Source organism: Marinococcus sp. LNHM5E3-2.1 (assembly GCF_056034365.1).
The window spans coordinates 21186-38906 of sequence record NZ_JBQLIB010000012.1; the positions used below are offsets into that span (position 1 = coordinate 21186).

Annotated in this window: 18 protein-coding genes, 1 pseudogene and 2 riboswitches; of the genes and pseudogenes, 11 read left to right on the plus strand and 8 right to left on the minus strand. The window is 45.7% G+C overall.

The features are described from left to right. Positions 1 to 115 precede the first annotated feature (115 nt). The 3 genes and pseudogenes from ACTRXH_RS12750 to ACTRXH_RS12760 all read left to right on the plus strand — a co-directional run bounded on the left by ACTRXH_RS12750 (position 116) and on the right by ACTRXH_RS12760 (position 2473). Positions 116 to 1423, plus strand: coding sequence for a Na+/H+ antiporter family protein (locus ACTRXH_RS12750; protein ID WP_474282448.1), 1308 nt, complete (start codon positions 116 to 118; stop codon positions 1421 to 1423). Between the two features lie 354 nt (positions 1424 to 1777). Next, positions 1778 to 1864: pseudogene (locus tag ACTRXH_RS12755) on the plus strand (Na-translocating system protein MpsC family protein); the annotation flags it as partial. A gap of 99 nt (positions 1865 to 1963) precedes the next feature. After that, the gene (locus tag ACTRXH_RS12760) at positions 1964 to 2473 is read left to right on the plus strand and encodes a Na-translocating system protein MpsC family protein (protein ID WP_474261878.1); all 510 of its coding nucleotides are present in this window, start codon (positions 1964 to 1966) and stop codon (positions 2471 to 2473) included. 34 nt (positions 2474 to 2507) lie between these two features. Here ACTRXH_RS12760 and ACTRXH_RS12765 read toward each other — a convergent pair whose 3' ends face one another. Continuing rightward, positions 2508 to 3359 (minus strand): glycosyltransferase family 8 protein, encoded by an 852-nt coding sequence (locus ACTRXH_RS12765; RefSeq protein WP_474282450.1) that lies wholly within the window; start codon positions 3357 to 3359, stop codon positions 2508 to 2510. A gap of 384 nt (positions 3360 to 3743) precedes the next feature. Between ACTRXH_RS12765 and cynS the strand changes: the two genes are divergently transcribed. Beyond that, entirely contained in the window at positions 3744 to 4190 is a 447-nt protein-coding gene (cynS, locus tag ACTRXH_RS12770) for a cyanase (protein WP_462867746.1), read from the plus strand. Between the two features lie 75 nt (positions 4191 to 4265). On the opposite strand, the gene ACTRXH_RS12775 is transcribed toward cynS, so the two are convergent. From ACTRXH_RS12775 to ACTRXH_RS12790, 4 genes are all read right to left on the minus strand, one after another. After that, positions 4266 to 4973, minus strand: a complete 708-nt coding sequence (locus ACTRXH_RS12775) for a 3D domain-containing protein (protein WP_474282452.1) — start codon at positions 4971 to 4973, stop codon at positions 4266 to 4268. A 519-nt stretch (positions 4974 to 5492) separates the two neighbouring features. After that, complete coding sequence (locus tag ACTRXH_RS12780) at positions 5493 to 5855, minus strand: DUF2513 domain-containing protein (RefSeq protein WP_474282454.1); 363 nt, start codon at positions 5853 to 5855, stop codon at positions 5493 to 5495. A 158-nt stretch (positions 5856 to 6013) separates the two neighbouring features. Beyond that, a complete protein-coding gene (locus ACTRXH_RS12785; protein WP_474282456.1) occupies positions 6014 to 7144 on the minus strand; it encodes a 5-methyltetrahydropteroyltriglutamate--homocysteine S-methyltransferase in 1131 nt (376 codons plus the stop codon). Positions 7145 to 7299: 155 nt separating this feature from the next. Further along, the gene (locus ACTRXH_RS12790) at positions 7300 to 7632 is read right to left on the minus strand and encodes a hypothetical protein (protein ID WP_474282458.1); all 333 of its coding nucleotides are present in this window, start codon (positions 7630 to 7632) and stop codon (positions 7300 to 7302) included. A 156-nt stretch (positions 7633 to 7788) separates the two neighbouring features. Here ACTRXH_RS12790 and ACTRXH_RS12795 point away from each other — a divergent pair, with 156 nt between their 5' ends. Together ACTRXH_RS12795 and ACTRXH_RS12800 are read left to right on the plus strand one after the other, a co-directional pair. After that, the gene (locus ACTRXH_RS12795; protein ID WP_474282460.1) at positions 7789 to 8262 is read left to right on the plus strand and encodes a hypothetical protein; all 474 of its coding nucleotides are present in this window, start codon (positions 7789 to 7791) and stop codon (positions 8260 to 8262) included. 95 nt (positions 8263 to 8357) lie between these two features. Further along, positions 8358 to 9500: a CapA family protein gene (locus ACTRXH_RS12800; RefSeq protein ID WP_474282462.1), complete on the plus strand. Its 1143-nt coding sequence runs from the start codon at positions 8358 to 8360 to the stop codon at positions 9498 to 9500. A gap of 100 nt (positions 9501 to 9600) precedes the next feature. Here the strand turns inward: ACTRXH_RS12800 and ACTRXH_RS12805 are convergent, their stop codons facing one another. Then, complete coding sequence (locus tag ACTRXH_RS12805) at positions 9601 to 10242, minus strand: MBL fold metallo-hydrolase (RefSeq protein ID WP_474261826.1); 642 nt, start codon at positions 10240 to 10242, stop codon at positions 9601 to 9603. A gap of 193 nt (positions 10243 to 10435) precedes the next feature. Next, positions 10436 to 10524: riboswitch (glycine riboswitch) on the plus strand. A gap of 3 nt (positions 10525 to 10527) precedes the next feature. Beyond that, a riboswitch (glycine riboswitch) is annotated at positions 10528 to 10615 on the plus strand. Between the two features lie 81 nt (positions 10616 to 10696). Here ACTRXH_RS12805 and gcvT point away from each other — a divergent pair. Genes gcvT through gcvPB form a run of 3 tightly spaced genes read left to right on the plus strand, consistent with a single transcriptional unit; the run spans position 10697 to position 14650 of the window. Then, a complete protein-coding gene (gcvT, locus tag ACTRXH_RS12810; protein WP_474282464.1) occupies positions 10697 to 11803 on the plus strand; it encodes a glycine cleavage system aminomethyltransferase GcvT in 1107 nt (368 codons plus the stop codon). A 17-nt stretch (positions 11804 to 11820) separates the two neighbouring features. Beyond that, the gene (gene gcvPA / locus ACTRXH_RS12815; RefSeq protein WP_474282466.1) at positions 11821 to 13182 is read left to right on the plus strand and encodes an aminomethyl-transferring glycine dehydrogenase subunit GcvPA; all 1362 of its coding nucleotides are present in this window, start codon (positions 11821 to 11823) and stop codon (positions 13180 to 13182) included. Beyond that, entirely contained in the window at positions 13169 to 14650 is a 1482-nt protein-coding gene (gcvPB, locus tag ACTRXH_RS12820) for an aminomethyl-transferring glycine dehydrogenase subunit GcvPB (RefSeq protein ID WP_474282468.1), read from the plus strand. The genes gcvPA and gcvPB overlap by 14 nt, the downstream gene beginning before the upstream one ends. A 69-nt stretch (positions 14651 to 14719) precedes the next feature. Here the strand turns inward: gcvPB and ACTRXH_RS12825 are convergent, their stop codons facing one another. After that, on the minus strand, positions 14720 to 15112 hold the full coding sequence (locus ACTRXH_RS12825) for a rhodanese-like domain-containing protein (RefSeq protein ID WP_474282470.1): 393 nt from the start codon (positions 15110 to 15112) through the stop codon (positions 14720 to 14722). Positions 15113 to 15276: 164 nt separating this feature from the next. On the opposite strand from ACTRXH_RS12825, the gene ACTRXH_RS12830 reads away from it, so the two are divergent. Further along, positions 15277 to 16113: a lipoate--protein ligase family protein gene (locus tag ACTRXH_RS12830; RefSeq protein ID WP_474282472.1), complete on the plus strand. Its 837-nt coding sequence runs from the start codon at positions 15277 to 15279 to the stop codon at positions 16111 to 16113. 77 nt (positions 16114 to 16190) lie between these two features. On the opposite strand, the gene dat is transcribed toward ACTRXH_RS12830, so the two are convergent. After that, complete coding sequence (gene dat / locus ACTRXH_RS12835; RefSeq protein ID WP_474261833.1) at positions 16191 to 17066, minus strand: D-amino-acid transaminase; 876 nt, start codon at positions 17064 to 17066, stop codon at positions 16191 to 16193. Positions 17067 to 17301: 235 nt separating this feature from the next. Between dat and mntR the strand changes: the two genes are divergently transcribed. Further along, positions 17302 to 17718, plus strand: coding sequence for a transcriptional regulator MntR (gene mntR / locus ACTRXH_RS12840; protein ID WP_322525818.1), 417 nt, complete (start codon positions 17302 to 17304; stop codon positions 17716 to 17718). Positions 17719 to 17721: the final 3 nt, after the last annotated feature.

A 17721-nucleotide genomic window follows, 5' to 3' on the forward strand; every position in this document is an offset into this window, starting at 1 on the left:
ATTTTACTCTGATAAAGTTTGAGCAGACTAAAGGATCTATGCTAAAATCTTCTTTGTGCGTTTAATTTACATAGTTGTACGTAAACGATAAAAGAAGAGAAACGAGGGAAACAAAGTGGAGTACGCAGTTATAGTTTCAGTCCTGGTATTGATTGTACTCAGCCTCTTCCGGCTGAATGTCATTCTGGCACTGATGGGAGCAGCAGTGGCGGCAGGACTGTTGGCCGGCCTGTCATTCACTGATACCATTGAAATGCTCGTATCCGGCATGGGCGGGAGGGCTGACACCGCTCTCAGCTACATTCTGCTCGGTGTTTTTGCAGTTATGATTGGCTATTCGGGTATTACAGGATTTTTAGTGACGAATCTGGTAAAGCTGTTAAAAAATAAACGGGCTGCTTTGCTTCTGACAATTGCCGGAGTGGCATGTTTATCACAAAACCTTATTCCGGTACATATTGCTTTTATTCCAATACTTATACCGCCGCTTCTGCATTTGTTTGATCATATGAAAATCAACCGGCGGGCCGTGGCCGTGAGTTTGACGTTCGGCTTAAAGGCGCCGTATATCCTGATTCCTGCAGGATACGGGTTAATTTTTCACGATATTATTTTTGAAAGCATGAACGAAAATGGCATGGATATTGATTTCGGTCAGATCTGGCAGGCAATGATTATTCCAGTAGGCGGAATGGTGGTCGGTCTGCTGATAGCTGTGTTCGTGACGTACCGCAAAGACAAAGAAATGAACACCGGAAGCATAGATGTTACGGAAGCAGAAGCTTCCCTGAAGGATACGAAAAAATTTCAGCTGTCGCACCTGTTAACGCTGATAGCGATTGTATTGGCGCTATTAGTACAGGTATGGACAGAGTCCCTGGTGATTGGTGCATTGATGGGTATTGCAGCTATGTTTATCTTCCGGATCGTTCCGGTGAAAGAGGCCGACCAGACGGTGAACGATGGAGTTCGCATGATGGGAATGATCGCCTTTGTAATGCTGCTTGCCTCCGGTTATGCAACTGTGCTGCAGGAGACCGGAGCAGTAGAGCAGTTAGTGACAGTTACATCGGACGTTCTTGGAGGCAGCCAGATGCTCGGGGCTTTGGTGATGCTTTTAACTGGACTGCTGATTACCATGGGCATTGGCTCTTCATTCGGGACGATTCCGATTCTTGCGGCGTTGTTTGTGCCACTGAGTGCCACGCTCGGCTTCTCTCCGCTTGCCACTGCAGCTTTAATCGGCACCGCGGGGGCGATTGGGGATGCAGGCTCACCGGCTTCTGACAGTACGCTAGGTCCAACTGCAGGCTTAAATGCCGATGGACGCCATGATCATATATGGGACACATGTGTACCAACATTTCTACACTTCAACATTCCGTTGTTTATCTGCGGACTGGCTGCAGCTTTTCTTCTGTAGGATCCCCGCAGCAAATGGATTGCAAAATTAGTCCAAAACAGGTAAAGTAAAACATGAATAAATAATGTATGTTTTATATGAACGATAGAAATTTTTAGACAATAGGGCTGAAAATAAGTCGTTACACTGCCAGGAAATGAACCCCGGGAGTCGTCTCTGGCGGCTCCCTGTAAAATTTAATACACAGTAAATGATGCAGGATCGTTAGACAGTTGAGCTAAACGGTAAGCTACAAAGGATATTTTTCCTCTGTGGCTTTTTTTATGCTTTTATAAGCCTGCGTTTCTTCTGTGAAGACCGCGCAAGAGCAAAAGCAAAACAAAATGAGGTTTGGAAGAAAAGGAGAAGAATGTGATGTCAGAAATAAAGGAAGTACAATCAGCGATAGCTGGATATATTGGAAAGGTTTTGAGGGAAAGCTTTGGAAAAGGTCCGATCTCAGTACATACTACGTGGGCTCCGCCTTATTTTTGTGTCCATATCCGTGATTTTTTGGTACCGATGGAACAAATTTTAATCCAAAAAAATGAGGGCAGGAAAGTGGAAGAATTGAGAGAGATGCTGATGAGCGTTCTTTATGCAGATATAAAATCAGAACTCGAAGCGGTCACAGGGAAGGAAATACTTGATATTTATACAAACTGGAATCTCGATCAACGCTCTGGAGTAATTTTCGGTACAGTTGATGCGCCTGCGGAATCCGGGATCGTGGAAAAGTGGCAGGAGGAATTAAACAGCGTCGTAAAAAAAGCAGGAGAAAACAAAGAAGGTCTGTCTGCTTCGGTAAATACAAAACCTTTAAATCACCGTGTAGTGCTGATTGAACGAACGAATGTATTGACCCCGGTAGAACGCCAGCTTCTTGAAGAAGGATATGCAGAGAAAGTGGAAGAAGCAAAAACCTCCCTCGTAAAAGGTATCATCGAAGAAACAGATTTACTGACACGGATGCCGCGGGAAGTGATCGATCCATTTATTATCTGGGACGTGGATAAAGACATTAATTATTTAATATTTGTCTGCAGCAGCAAGGAGTCTGAAACAAAATAAAGCCGCTCTTTTGATTAAAAGAGCGGCACTGGTATTAAAGGGAAGTAGGCTTTACGACAATTTCATCTTTTTGGGTAGCGTATTCATGATACAAATGCTTTAAAGGGTGTTTAGTGTTTGGCTGCCAGGGTTTTTCCGGGCCGGTAAAATGAATAACAGCCGGCTTTTCGGCAGCGCTCATCACCTTTTTCCCCTGACGGGTATCAGGCACAGCCTTCAAAAACATATCGGTCATTGTATTCCATTTAGGATGAAGCTCAAACCAATGATTGTAAAGCACAGCGTTTAAGCCGTCCTGATCGTGATAAAGCATCCGGCTCTCATGCTTTTGGATAAACTGTACGACCTGATCGGTCACCTGGTGTTTTTTCCAATTCGGCACGTGAATCATCATAACGCCGGAATTGAAATATTTAGCTTCCGGCGGCATGAACAAATCGTCGTTACGGTAAAATCCGCCGAAGTTTTCTGCTGCAGCAATAACCTGGCGCCGCAAAGGAATCTTCCATAAAATTGTAATGTCTTCCTGAATGATAGTATCGCAGTCGATATACAATACTTTGTCTGCATCCGTAAACAAGTACGGTATGGACAACCGGTAATAGGCAGCATTGGTAATATGATAAGAATATTTGTGATTCGCCTGAAAAAGGTTTTTATATTTGTTTGTGTCGATGGCGTGAAAAACGACACGGGATTTAAAATGGGCTCCGAGCTGCTCGAGCATTTGCTTTTGATAGCTGCTCCAGCCGGTTTCAATAATGTGAAATTCGATTCTCTCCGGCATCGTAGTGTTCGTGAGCAGAGAGGTAAAAGAAACGGCTGTGTGTTCTGCATAGTTGGCGTCAGCTACAGTCGTAACAATATAGGGAGAATAATAAGACATAACAAGCACTCCTTCGTGGGGTAATAGAAATAATCTGTTTTAGTCACAGAAGCACCCGGTGCATGTCTGGAACTAAAAAGAATCAGCTGTCAGGCTTTTTCTTTTCAGCTTATGATTAGCTCCCAATGGTCTAACTCATTGCTGCTGAAGCAGGTTTTATTCACTTTTAAAAACAGCATAAAAATATGCAGGTAACTATACATATATCCTTCATGCATCTTTTTGAAACAAAATGATAGCGAATGAATAAAAAATAAGCTTTTGGAACTAGGGTTAAAGCAGGTGGAATGGAAGATGTCTAAAAGAAGATGGCAAAAAGCATGTATCAGAGGAATGGCTGCATGTTAAAGTGAAGGAGAACAGAATAAGGAAGGGGACAAAATAATGGAAATGAGTGAAGTCACCGCCAAGCTGATAGAAGCAAAAAACAGGAAGCGAGCTACTTATCAGGATCTAGCTGAAGCTGTGGGCCGCAATAAAACCTGGGTTGCTGCTGTTATTCAGGGACAGGCATCAATGGACGAAAAAGAAGCAGACGCGCTCATTAACTACCTCGAAGTTCCTTATGAAGAAATCAAGCATGAACTGATGGCTGTACCGTACAAAGGTTCTTTAAGCGAAGGGGTTCCAACAGACCCGCTTATTTACCGTTTTCACGAAATTACTCAGGTATACGGAACGACATTAAAGGAAATCATTCATGAGGAGTTTGGTGATGGTATTATGAGCGCCATCGATTTTAAAATGGATGTAGAACGCGAGGAAGACCCAAAAGGAGACCGGGTGGTTGTCACATTGAACGGCAAATTTCTACCATATACTAAGTGGTAAACGAGTAAATACAATAGAGCCGCCTTTCCATCAAAATGGTAAGGCGGCTCTATATTTATAAAGCTTATAAGTAGATTAATCTATTACAGTTACTTCCACGCTTCGGCGGCCGAAGGAATAAGCTTCGGACTTGCTTGGAACGTGAACGTCAATACGGTTTCCGTTTATCGCTCCGCCGGTATCCGCTGCGGTATAAGTACCCATACCTTCAATTTGTACTTCAGAGCCAAGTGGAATAACGTCAGGGTCTACAGCGATTACTTTCGCATAGCGGTTGGTATTTAGGTTTACACCGGTAGCTGTAATACCGCTGCAGCCTGCGCAGTCTGCTGTATAAGCAGTGGCTTCGACTGTCATGGACTCTCCGCCGGAGGTATCTTCAGAACTGCTGCTTTCGGAAGTGGAGGCAGATTCTACTGCTTCATTATCACTGTCGTCTGCTTCAGAGCTTTCTTCAACATCGTTTTCACTTGAGCTGCTGGAGCTTTCTCCGTACAGCGCTGCTTTTGTATTTGGCCCGATGATGCCGTCGACCGTAAGACCTTCATCAGCCTGAAAATCACGTACAGCTGCTGCAGTAATCGAACCAAAAATCCCGTCTACTTCATAATCGTAATATCCTTTATCATCGAGTACAGATTGGGCTTCGGATACAGAGTCATTGGAGTCCCCCTGGACTAGCAGGCTGTCTGATGCGTCACTTACCGCTGGTGCTGCAAAAGCTAGAGCTGTACCAAGAACTGCGCCGCCGATCCAATGTGAAGCTTTCGTAGATTTCATCATGGTTGAAAAATTCCTCCTCGGAGAGTATAAAAATTTTTTTATTTAGTAAGCATTAAGGGTGAATGGACATAAACGAATTAGTATAGGATGCGTATATTTTGAAATAACCTATCGCACGTTTGTAAATTTAACTCGCAGGAGAAGAACTTTCAAGCGAATAGGACGAATGTAATGCAAACGTAACAAGATTAAGCTTTATGAAATATATGAGAAATTATGTGTAATATTTATAAAAAGCTTATAAATAAAGGGTTTCAGGGCAATTGAACTTAAGATTTCAGTGAAAAAATGAATGTAATATTACAAATGAAAAACGTGAGAAAAATAACCTAATTTTGATTTTTCATGAGGAATGAACTAATCTATAAAAATCAGTAAAGCCAAAATATGCTGCAGAAGAAAAAAGGGACAGGGCGGAGAGAAAACACTCCGGCAGTACAACAAAAAACCCCCTGAATCATCAGGAGGCCTGCAGAAAGCTATGTGGAAAAACATAAATCGTGAGAAATTAGTTGTGCGTCAGTCGTTGCTTAAATGCTGATAAAGAGTGATTTTAAGTAAATCTGTCAGGACAGTCAGAGGGATATTTGACATCGACCATCCTTTTTCCATGGCTTTTTCCTTTGTTCTGTTCCAAATATTGTCGTCTTCGGCAACATCGATGAAATCATGGCCGGCAAATGTAATTTTAATATTATGGTAGCTTGTCACCTGCTTACTCAAGGTTTTATGCCGGGTAGCCTCGATCAGGCCTCCATCGGTGAGCAGATACATATAATAATCGGTTTCTTCGTTTTTAGATGTGAGGCTGAATCCGGGCTTTTGCTCTTTCAGATCAATCAAAAGCTTCCTGATTGATTCCATGTCTCTTTCCATAACCATTTTATCTTCCACCTTTTTTATACTTACTGAAATTATAATATTGGGACTGGCTTAAATGCCAGAAAAGATTTACGTACCCGGGTGCTTTGATAAGAAATATTGTCATACGCACCTGTTAAAAAAGAAGCCGGGAAACGCCGGCTTCTTTTTCCGAATGCTTATTGCCAGACGTCTTCGGCAAGAGAAACAACGTGGCGAACTTTCGCCCATTGCTCTTCTTCAGTGAGGATATTGCCTTCTTCGGTAGAAGCAAAGCCGCATTGAGGGCTTAAACCAAGTTGTTCAAGTGGTACATATTTTTCTGCTTCCTGCAGTCTGGATTTAATTAAATCCGTATCCTCAAGTTCAGGGAATTTTGAAGTGATTAAACCGAGAACTACCTGAAGATCGCTGCGGTTCACATACTTTAAAGGCTCAAAGCCTCCGGAGCGCTCGTCATCAAATTCCAGCAGGAGGGCGTCGACGTTTAATTTACTGAACATATATTCTGAAACGGCGTCGTAGCTGCCGCTGGATGCATAGGTGGACTTGTAGTTGCCGCGGCAGACATGCATATATATCCGCATATCTTCAGGTTTATCAGCGATCGCTTCATTGACAGTGTTTACAAACATTTCCAGCGTTTCTTTCGGGTCCAGGCCTCGTGCTTCAAGCAGGCCGCCGGAAAGTACGAGGTCCTTATCCTTTTCAGCTCCGAGAAATAAAGACCAGGTTGTATCATCAAACTGAAGGTGGCGGCAGCCAGCCTTGTAAAGAGCCTGTATCGTATCCTTGTACACCTGCACGAGGTCTGAAAACAGCTCAGCTTCCGACTGATAGACATTTTTTTCTTCTTCGGTTACAGTCCGGAAAATAAACATGCTCGGACTTGGAACTGTCACGCGGGCGGCGTGCTCCCCTTTCAGGCTGTGCAGAAATTCGTACTCGCGGACAACAGGGTGGTCGCTGAAGGCTAATTTATTAACAACTTTAACCCCCTCGGCTTTTGTTTCCGTATTGTCGCTGAATACAAGCCCATGGTCCAATTTAATAAATTCTGCCCCTTCGACCTCCTGCATAAAATCGAGATGGAACCATGCGCGGCGGAATTCACCATCTGTTACGACCGGAAGACCAGCTTCTTTTTGTTTTTCAACAAGAGCAGCAATTTCTTCATTTTCAATGTCCCATAGCGCCCTGGCGCTTAACTCTCCCTCTGTGTACTGCTGGCGGGCTTTTTTGAGTCGCTCCGGACGGAGAAAGCTTCCTACGTGTTCTGCGCGAAACGGTGCTTTTGTCAAACCATCCACTCCTCTGTAATATGTAATGAGTCAAAAATACCTGTATATTTTGCCTACTAATAGTATATGGAAGCCGATGATGTTTTGTCTACAGAAACCGTTGGAAGCAGAGCGTACTTCCAGGAAAATGAAAAACGGTAGTAACTTCTTTCTTAGCAGGCAGGCTAAGGACGCCGCTGAAAGACAATCACCGGCTCCCCGAGGTCGTTTGTGTGACAAACAGTCTTGTAAGCGGAAAATAAACGGTAAAGGCCGTTAAAGCCTTTCAATTTGATTACAAACGCAATATCTTTCATACTCAACTTTTCTCCAGTGAGAGCGTAAATCGTTTTTTTCGGCCGGAAGCTGTTGTCCATTTTGTCAGCGGTCTGCTTATCGATTTGCTGAAAAATGAGAATAGCTTTGAGCTGGCTTGCAAATTCGCCTTCTGCCTTCATGGCAGGGGCTTTTTTCTTTCGCGCCCGGTTTAGCGCGGACGGTTTTTCTACGAGGGTCATTATAAAATTCCTCCTGACAATAGTTTGCTGCTTTTCTTTCCATACCCCGAAAGCTGCCTCATTCAACCCAGCCGTTTATAGCGTTTTGAAGGAAGTTTATGAGAATAGAAAACCGTGAATAAAATAATCATCTCCAGCAGAAAGAAGGAACGGCCTGTGATTGAAATATTGATTGAACATGTACCGAGTACACTGCTGCATCTGCTGACCGGCGCGGCAGTAATGTATATATTTTACGGAAATCCGGATTTAATTGTTTCACAACGCTTGAAGGTGATGGCATTCGGTGTGATGGTGATTGTGCCTGATATCCCGAAGCTGTTTGGTAATTATATTTTTCATACGCTGCTGACGGTGCCATTTATTGCGGCAGCGTTCGCTCCGGTTGTCCGCCACGTGCTCGGGGGAGGATTCCCAAAAGCCTGGACAGCTTCATTTTTTACGCTGGCCGTCGGCTCCATGCTGATTGACTTTCTGGGAAACGGTACTCAGTTTTTATTCCCAATAACCTCGAAGAATTTTTCTTACCCTCTGCTTTATCAGGAATGGTGGGTAATCGTACCGCTTGCGGGTGTCCTGGGGACGCTGGCTGTATGTGGAAAAAGAAATATTTCGCCCCGGCAGACATAAAAAATACATGAAAACCTCTTCAATTCCAATGAATATATTAGTAAACTTATAGTATATTTAGACTAGGAATTCTATTTAAAAGAAAAGAGGATGTCATGCGAAAATTGTATTATGGATTGACGTGCGGGATTTTCCTTTTGAGTGGCTGCAGCAGCGCCGGGGAAAATGAAAATTCTGAGACACAGAATGAAGCCTCGGAGGCGCAGAATGAAAATTCAGAAGCACAGACAGAAGAAGATTCCAAAAATCAGAAGCAGGAAGATGAAAGCATTACGATTGGCGCGGCGGGAGACGTTTTGCTGCACGGGCGTGTATATAAAAGAATGGAAGAAGACGGGGAGTACGATTTCACTCCGGCGCTGAAGGCAGTTGCTCCGATGCTTGAAGAACCGGATTACACGATTGTGAACCAGGAATCAATACCCGGCGGCGAGGAGCTTGGTTTATCGGCTTATCCTTCCTTTAACAGTCCATATGCAATTGTAGACGACCTTCAGGATGCCGGAGTGGACATGCTCTCCGGAGCCAATAACCATACGCTTGACCGTGGAATGGAGGCTGTAAACAATGCGATTAATCATTATGAGCAGACAGGTATGGGTTACGTAGGAATCTATAAGGACGAGGAAGATGCAGAGCGGCAGCGTATTGTAAATGTGAAGGACGTAGACATGGGGGTGCTTTCCTATACATACGGGCTGAACGGCATCGAGGTGCCGGAGGGGCATGAATATGTCGTGCAGAAAATTGATAAAGAACAAATACAGGAAGATGTCGAAGCGATGAGAGATGACGCGGACATCGTAGTCGTCAATATGCACTGGGGAAATGAATACGAGCGCCTTCCGAATGAAGAACAAAAAGAGCTGGCCCAATTTCTTGCAGACCAGGAAGTGGACGTAGTTATTGGTCATCACCCTCACGTGCTTCAGCCGATGGAATGGGTGGAGGGTGAAGAAGGAAATGAAACGCTTGTTTATTATTCTCTCGGCAATTTCTACTCCGGTCAGGATCAGGAATATACCGATACAGGCGGTATTGCTACATTCGATGTGGAAAAAGACGGCGAAGACGTGAAGATTACAGAGCCTAACGTTGATTTTACCCAGGTTGTACCGGGCCCTGAGGATCAGTACACAGTGAAGCCGATGGCCGAAGCAGACCACCCTGCTGAAGGTGGTGAAACCGAAGAGGATCTGCGCGAGCATGTGTATCAATGGATCGAAGCAAACGATTAAAATACTAACCGTCTGAAACTGGGCGGGAATGCATAAATAATTTCATTTACTGTATTAAGATATTAAAAGACCTCTAATTTTAAATCAGAGGTCTTTATTTTTATGCGCCAAACCCATTAATGAACGGGTTGGAATCCATTTCGGCTTCGATATCGGTGAAGGGGCCGTGGCCGCAGGCTACTATTGTATTTTCCGGGAGTTCAAGCAGCTGCTCGTGAATAGAGGCTAGCAGAGTATCCATGTCGCCTCCGTAAAGGTCAGTACGTCCAACACCACCTGAAAACAATACATCGCCGGAGAAGACTGTGTTGGTTTCTTTATGCCAATAGGAAACACTTCCCGGCGAATGGCCCGGTGTATGAAGCCATTGGAATTCAAAGCTGCCGAATTGAAGCGTTCCTTCGGACTGCAGAAGGTGATCCGCGGGCTTTGCAGTAAACGCAGCCTCCGGCATCATGCGTCCGGAGCCGTTTTTTTGGGCGTCCCCAGGCCAGTCCCTTTCATGCTCATGAAGATAAACAGGGATATTGTAGGCTTCCCGCACGGCATCAAGCGCACCGATATGATCAAAATGGGCGTGTGTTAACAGAATGACAACAGGACGCATCTCGTTTTCCTGAAGATAGGTGAGCAGTTTATCGGCATCCCCGGCCGGATCAATAATTACGGCGTTTTTATCATTATCGTACAGAACATAGCAGTTTGTCTGCAGTGGTCCCAGTGGAAGCTGTTTCCAGTTCATAGTTTCCCTCCAATTTTTATGCTGATTTTAGTATAAACAATATTACAGTGAGAAGAAATGATTGATCCAAAGTGATAAACGAATGATGCAGTACAATTTATCGGAAATGTTCGGGTTAATTTTTTTCAGCATTGGTTTTTATCTGAATTAGTGATAGAATATGAGCAAATAAAGATGTACATATAATGCGCGGATGATGGTAAGGGGAGAGACTGCCAGGCAGCGCCGAAGGAGCAAGCCGTAACAGGTGAATCTCTCAGGCAAACAGACTCTTACTGGACGCTCCTCTGGAGAGCGCTTCTTTTAGAAGCCACCCACGAAGACACTCTTTCCGTACGACGGAAAGGAGAAACTTTCTGGTTATAGGACAGAGCTTCCATATCTTATGGAGTTCTGTCTTTTTTATGCTTTTTCTTGTTTTGATTTTTCAGAAAATAATGATGAGGTGATTTTCTTGGCAGAATTAAAACGAACACCCCTGTATCCGGTATATGAAAAACACGGAGCAAAAACCGTCGATTTTGGCGGATGGGAAATGGCTGTTCAGTTTTCCGGCATCAAAGACGAACACGAGGCGGTTCGTACAAAGGCTGGTCTGTTCGATGTTTCCCATATGGGTGAGGCGATCGTAGAAGGAGAGGGTGCTGCTGAATTTCTGCAGTATATGCTCACAAACAACATAAAAAATGCAGAACCCGGAAAAGCACTTTATACCGCCATGTGTTATGAAGATGGAGGTACGGTTGACGATCTGCTCGTGTACCAGCTCGAAAAAGAAAAATACATGCTCGTTTTGAACGCAGCTAACATTGAAAAAGATCAGGAATGGCTTCGCCGCCACGTAACGAAAAACGTAAGTATTACCGATATTTCGAAAGAAACTGCACTAATCGCTGTACAGGGCCCGGTGGCAGAAACGGTGCTGCAGAAAGTAACCGATGCTTCTCTTGCAGAGATTCTGCCATTTCGTTTTGCTGCCGGTGCTTCAGTCGGAGAAGCGGAAAATATTATCATCTCAAGAACCGGCTATACCGGAGAAGACGGCTTTGAATTATACTGCCAGGCTGAAGAGGCCATCCGCTGCTGGGAGACGATCATGGAAGCAGGAGAATCCGAAGGACTCATTCCATGCGGTCTCGGCGCTAGAGACACCCTGAGGTTTGAAGCGAAGCTGCCGCTCTACGGCCAGGAGCTGAGCGCAAATATTACGCCGCTTGAAGCAGGCATCGGCTTTTGCGTAAAGCTGAAGCAGGAAGATAATTTCATTGGTAAAGAAGCTTTAAAAAAACAAAAAGAAGCGGGATTAAAACGTAAACTTGTCGGGATCGAAATGGTTGATAAAGCAATTCCGCGCCCGGGTTACATGGTACACAATGATGACGGAAAGGAAATCGGCTGGGTAACTACGGGCACTCAGTCGCCGACGCTGAAAGCAAATGTGGGACTTGCACTTCTGAATATTGGATGGACGAATCTCGGTCAGGCTGTCGAAGTGGATGTGCGGGGTAAAGCCAAACGCGCAAAAGTGGCAGCTGTGCCCTTTTATAAACGGGAAAAATAAACAGAGGAGGCACCAGAATGGATTATCGCTATCTGCCGGTAACCGGCGAGGATAAAGAAGAAATGCTTAAAACGATCGGTGTGGATTCGATCGGTGAATTGTTTGAGGACGTACCGGAAAATATTCGCTTTTCCAAAGAAATGAATCTGCCGAAGGCTCTTGGCGAAACGGATCTTCTAAAGGAAATGAAGCGCCTCAGTAACAGAAATACCAGCGTGCAGGACTGCGTCTCCTATCTCGGGGCAGGGGTGTACGAGCATTATATACCGACAGTCGTCGATCATGTGCTCCGGCGCTCGGAATTTTACACGGCATATACTCCGTACCAGCCGGAGATTTCGCAGGGCGAGCTGCAGGCAATCTTTGAATTTCAAACGATGATCAGTGAACTTACGGGAATGGATATCGCTAATTCGTCTATGTATGACGGACCGACAGCGCTCGCAGAAGCAGCACTGATGGCCGCAAGTGAAAACAGGGGGAGGCGCCGTACCATCGTCGTCTCTGGAACGGTTCACCCTGAAGCGCTCGATGTATTGAGCACATACGCTGCCGGGCCCGGACTTACAGTGAAAATCGTTCCCGAAAAGGACGGGCATACGGACATGGCTAAGCTTGAAGACATGATTGATGCTGATACCGCAGGAGTGATTGTGCAGTACCCAAACTTTTACGGTACTATTGAAGATTTAGCTGCTGTAAGGCAGGCAGCCGATAAAGAAAACTCGCTGATGATTGTGTCGGCAAATCCCCTTGCGCTCGGCGTCCTGACGCCGCCGGGAAGTTTCGGAGCGGATATTGTGGCAGGAGACGCTCAGCCGCTTGGTATTCCAATGCAGTTTGGCGGACCGCACTGCGGATTTTTTGCCACCACTAAAAAGCATATTCGGAAGGTCCCCGGGCGTCTTGTCGGACAGACGGAGGATGAAGACGGAAGCCGGGGTTATGTACTGACGCTGCAGGCAAGAGAGCAGCATATCCGCCGGGATAAAGCGACATCCAACATTTGTTCAAACCAGGCTCTGAACGCGCTGGCTGCTTCTGTCGCAATGACGGCTCTCGGTAAAAAAGGGCTGAAGGAAACGGCAGAAAGAAATGTTAAAAGTGCTCATTTCTTTAAACAGCTGCTCAAACAAAAAGGCATTGAGCTTGTCCATGAGGCACCATCGTTTAATGAATTTGTGGTTGACCTCGGCCGTCCAGTGGCAGAAGTGAATGAACAGCTATTCAGGCAGGGGATCATCGGCGGGTATGATTTAGGTGAAGTGTCGGCGGATAAAAAAGGCCAGATGCTCGTATGTGTGACTGAACTTCGCACAAGAGAGCAGCTGGAAACATTTGCCAAACATTTGGAGGTGCTTGTACATGAAACAGCCTAACCAGCCGTTAATTTTCGAACAAAGCAAACCAGGGAGGGTAGCGTATTCCCTTCCTGAGACAAATATACCTGAACAAAGCCTGAGCGATATTTTGCCCGGGGCTAATATCCGGGAAGAAGAGCCGGCACTGCCGGAAGTATCTGAACTGCAGTTGATGAGACATTATACGGCGCTTTCGAATCGAAATTACGGAGTGGATTCGGGCTTTTACCCGCTCGGGTCCTGCACGATGAAATACAATCCGAAAATCAATGAAGAAACGGCCCGCATGGCCGGTTTTGCCGCGACGCATCCGTACCAGCCGGAAGCACAGGTGCAGGGGAATCTCGAAATGATGTACGACCTGCAGCAGGCGCTTGCTGAAATAACCGGTATGGATGAAGTGACGCTGCAGCCGGCGGCCGGTGCCCAGGGAGAGTGGACCGGTTTGATGCTGATCCGGGCGCTTCACGAAGCGAACGGAGAAACGGGACGCACGGAAGTAATCGTGCCCGACTCTGCGCACGGAACGAACCCTGCTTCAGCAACGGTGGCAGGATTCGATCATGTAACGGTCCGGACCGATGCACGCGGCCTGGTGGACCTTGAGCATTTAAAAGAAGTAACGAGCGAAAAAACGGCTGCCCTCATGCTCACGAACCCGAATACACTCGGTTTATTTGAGGAAGATATTATGGAAATGGCCGATACGGTCCATCAGGCTGGCGGCCGGCTCTATTATGATGGGGCGAACTCCAATGCTATTATGGGCATCACAAGACCCGGGGACATGGGATTTGATGTCGTTCACCTGAACCTGCATAAAACATTCACGGGCCCTCACGGAGGCGGTGGGCCCGGCAGCGGGCCGGTTGGCGTAAAAAAAGAGCTGATCCCTTATCTGCCGGGGCCGGTGCTTGCAAAAGAAAATGATAAGTACTACTGGGATAAAGACCGTCCGCATTCCATCGGCCGCGTCAAGCCGTATTACGGTAACTTTGGCATTAACGTACGTGCCTACACGTATATCCGTACGATGGGAGCAGAGGGACTCAAAAGAGTATCAGAGTATGCTGTATTAAACGCCAATTATCTAATGAGACGGCTTGAGCCGTATTTTGACCTCCCATACGGCCGTCACTGCAAGCACGAATTTGTGATTTCGGGCCGCCGCCAGAAGAAGCTCGGCGTACGTACGCTCGATATGGCTAAACGCCTGCTTGATTATGGTTACCATCCGCCGACCATTTATTTTCCGATCAACGTCGAAGAGTGCATGATGATCGAGCCGACGGAAACCGAAGCGAAAGAAACGCTTGATGCGTTCGCAGACGCCATGATCGGGATTGCCAGAGAAGCAGAGGAAGACCCGGAAATGGTGCAGGAGGCGCCTCACACTACCGTAGTCGGAAGGCTGGACGAGACGCTGGCAGCACGTAAGCCAGTGCTGACATATAATACTGAAACGTCGCTCAAGTCCATGAAATAAATAAATCGATGAGGTTTGCGGACTTCAAAGATATAAAAAAAGGAAGAGCATGCCAGCTCTTCCTTTTAATTATGCGCTTTTTTTCTTTTTGCTGATCTTACCTGTCCAACGCTTGAATCCGCCTTTCAGGTGATAGATATCCCGGTTTCCCTTATGCTTTTTGATCAATTTTGCAGCTTGCTTTGAACGCATGCCGGATTGGCAGTATAAATAAACAGGCTGGTCTTCCCGGATCTCCACCATCCGCTGCTTCATCTGGGAAACAGGAATGTTCCGGGCCCCGAGGATGTGGCCGCCGTCATATTCTTTCGGCTCACGCACATCGATAAGCTGGGCTTTGCGATAGCCTTTAATAAAATCTTCCTGTGGTAATGCAGTTAAGTCTTTCGGGCCGACAAACCGTCGTACAATAAGAAAAACTAATACCGCAATAAGCACTATCCATAGCCATTCAAATATCATATATATTATTTCACCTCTTTCCGGGTCGATTGCAGATTAATTATAACGCATAACCCTGGTACTTTGCTAGATTTCTAATTAACGGGCTGTCATTTTTATATATAGAAAGCAGTGATCTCTGCTACAATGGAAATGGAAAAATCGAGAAAGAGAGATGAACATTAATGGCAAAAGATACTTGGCTTTTTATAGATTCAGGCAATCAGTCACCAGCATATAACATGGCGCTCGATGAAAAACTGCTGCAATGGCACAGTGAAGGACTGATTCCGCCGGTAATCAGATTTTATGGTTGGAATCCGCCTACGCTTTCGGTCGGTTACTTCCAAAAGGCGAAGAAAGATATTGATATGGATGCAGTGGAAAAGCACGGCGTAGGTTTTGTGCGCCGGCCGACGGGAGGTCGGGCGGTTTTGCATGATCAGGAGCTGACCTACAGCATCATCGTGTCAGAAGATCATCCCGAAATGCCGGAAACGGTGACAGAAGCCTACCGCGTACTGTCGGAAGGGATTCTGCAGGGATTTTTAAAGCTCGGCCTGGATGCTTATTTTTCCGTGCCGAAAACGAAGGAAGAAGAGGATTCTTTGAAAAATCCCCGTTCGGCTAATTGTTTTGATGCCTCATCGTGGTATGAGCTGGTGGTGGAGGACCGGAAAATTGCGGGGAGTGCCCAGACGAGACAGCGCGGCGTTATCCTTCAGCACGGTTCGATTATTCTGGATCTTGATGAGGATAAATTGTTCGATTTGTTTAAATATCCGAGCGAGCGCGTGCGGGAAAGAATGCAGAAAACCTTTAAAAATAAAGCTGTAGCAATTAATGAGCTGACGGATACACCATTTACCCTTGGCGATCTGCGCGAAGCATTTAAGGAAGGATTTGCCGACGGTCTGAATGCCGGCCTTGAAGAATATGAGCTGACAACCGACCAGGAACAAGAGGTGCAGCAGCTGGCCGCAGAGCGCTACCAGTCAGAGGAATGGAATTTCAGGCGCTGATACAGTGCATAAATCACGAAATAAAAATACAAAAGACCGCTCCGGAGCGGTCTTTTGTTGATTACGCATATAAATACTCAGTTATAGGTGACAAGCGGCTGGGTATCCCCTGCTTCGAATAGTTCTACCTCCCGTCGGAATTCTCCAAGCAGCTCTCTCGTTACGGGAGAGTCTCCGTATCCGGCTTCAAATGAGCCCTGAATGGACCGCACAGGCACAATTTCAATCGAAGTGCTCGTCATAAACATTTCGTCAGCCTCCTGGGCCTCCCCGATAGTAAACGGACGTTGTTCAACGGGAATATTCAGCTGCTTTGCAAGCTGAAGCACATAGCGTTTAGTGATACCTTCGAGAATATAATTGCTCTGCGGATGGGTAATAATCGTTTCATCTTTAACAATAAAGGCGTTAGTGGAAGAGCCTTCCGTAATAACGTCTCCGCGGTGCTGGAGGGCCTCTGCGCAGTGGTGGTCCTCTGCGGCCCGTTTGGCAAGGACGTTTCCGAGCAGGTTAATGGTCTTTATGTCACAGCGAAGCCAGCGGATGTCTTCAGTGGCGTACACATCAATACCGTCGGACTGCTTAGCAAACGGCACTTCGGCCGCTTTTGTAAAACCGGTTAATACAGGCGCATTGCCGCGTTCATACAAATGATCCCGGGCCTGGATTCCTCTGGTCAGCTGAAAGTAAATATAGCCCGTGGTAAGCCCGTTTTTATCAATCAACCGGCGGAGAAGCGATTTCATAGTATCGGGGGAATAGGGAACTGCCAGGTCAAGTTTAGAGGCACTGTCCTGAAAACGCTCAAGATGACCTTCCTGGAGGAATAATTTCCCGTTATATACCCGGATTACTTCATAAATACCGTCGCCGAAATAATAGCCGCGGTCGTCAAATGAAATAGCGGCTTCCTCTTTTGGGATGATGGATTCGTTATACATCACATAGCTCATGAATGCTGCCTCCTTCAATACTTTATATTGTACAAGATTGCAGATGCGAAAAAAAGAAAAGCCCTTCAAAAGGGAAAGAATTATTCAGAAAACAAAAAAGTTTCTTAGGGGCAATTTTGAAATATGGGTTAATAATAAGAAAAAGAAGGTTTGTTTTTTAGAAATAGTTTCGTTAAAATGAAGAAAGCCAATTTTTTTGTGTGACGGTTTTTATCATATTTATTGGAGGGTCTCGATGCCGACTCCTAGTATGGAAGATTATTTAGAGCGGATCTATCAACTGATTGAATCAAAAGGTTATGCGCGTGTCTCAGACATTGCAGAGACGCTGGAAGTGCATCCTTCCTCGGTAACAAAAATGGTCCAAAAACTCGATAAAATGGAATATCTGATTTATGAACGGTATCGGGGACTTGTGCTGACTTCAAAAGGAAATAAAATAGGTAAGCGTCTGGTTTACAGGCATGAACTGCTTGAGAAGTTTTTACATATTATCGGTGTGGAAGAGGATAAAATATATGCCGATGTGGAAGGAATTGAACATCATCTCAGCTGGGATGCGATTGACCGTATTGGAGATGTTCTTCAGTATTTTGAAGAGGATGACGAACGTGTGCAGGCGCTGCGCGACATTCAGCGTTCGTATGAATAAAAA

What these genes read in the sequence shown, in the direction of transcription:
- ACTRXH_RS12800 (WP_474282462.1), top strand. Translation starts at nt 8,358, where the DNA reads ATGCGAAAATTGTATTATGGATTGACGTGCGGGATTTTCCTTTTGAGT.
- gcvPB (WP_474282468.1), top strand. Translation starts at nt 13,169, where the DNA reads ATGAAACAGCCTAACCAGCCGTTAATTTTCGAACAAAGCAAACCAGGG.
- ACTRXH_RS12775 (WP_474282452.1), bottom strand. Translation starts at nt 4,973, where the DNA reads ATGATGAAATCTACGAAAGCTTCACATTGGATCGGCGGCGCAGTTCTT.
- ACTRXH_RS12790 (WP_474282458.1), bottom strand. Translation starts at nt 7,632, where the DNA reads ATGACCCTCGTAGAAAAACCGTCCGCGCTAAACCGGGCGCGAAAGAAA.
- ACTRXH_RS12805 (WP_474261826.1), bottom strand. Translation starts at nt 10,242, where the DNA reads ATGAACTGGAAACAGCTTCCACTGGGACCACTGCAGACAAACTGCTAT.
- ACTRXH_RS12825 (WP_474282470.1), bottom strand. Translation starts at nt 15,112, where the DNA reads ATGATATTTGAATGGCTATGGATAGTGCTTATTGCGGTATTAGTTTTT.
- ACTRXH_RS12765 (WP_474282450.1), bottom strand. Translation starts at nt 3,359, where the DNA reads ATGTCTTATTATTCTCCCTATATTGTTACGACTGTAGCTGACGCCAAC.
- ACTRXH_RS12830 (WP_474282472.1), top strand. Translation starts at nt 15,277, where the DNA reads ATGGCAAAAGATACTTGGCTTTTTATAGATTCAGGCAATCAGTCACCA.
- dat (WP_474261833.1), bottom strand. Translation starts at nt 17,066, where the DNA reads ATGAGCTATGTGATGTATAACGAATCCATCATCCCAAAAGAGGAAGCC.
- mntR (WP_322525818.1), top strand. Translation starts at nt 17,302, where the DNA reads ATGCCGACTCCTAGTATGGAAGATTATTTAGAGCGGATCTATCAACTG.
- gcvPA (WP_474282466.1), top strand. Translation starts at nt 11,821, where the DNA reads ATGGATTATCGCTATCTGCCGGTAACCGGCGAGGATAAAGAAGAAATG.
- cynS (WP_462867746.1), top strand. Translation starts at nt 3,744, where the DNA reads ATGGAAATGAGTGAAGTCACCGCCAAGCTGATAGAAGCAAAAAACAGG.
- ACTRXH_RS12780 (WP_474282454.1), bottom strand. Translation starts at nt 5,855, where the DNA reads ATGGTTATGGAAAGAGACATGGAATCAATCAGGAAGCTTTTGATTGAT.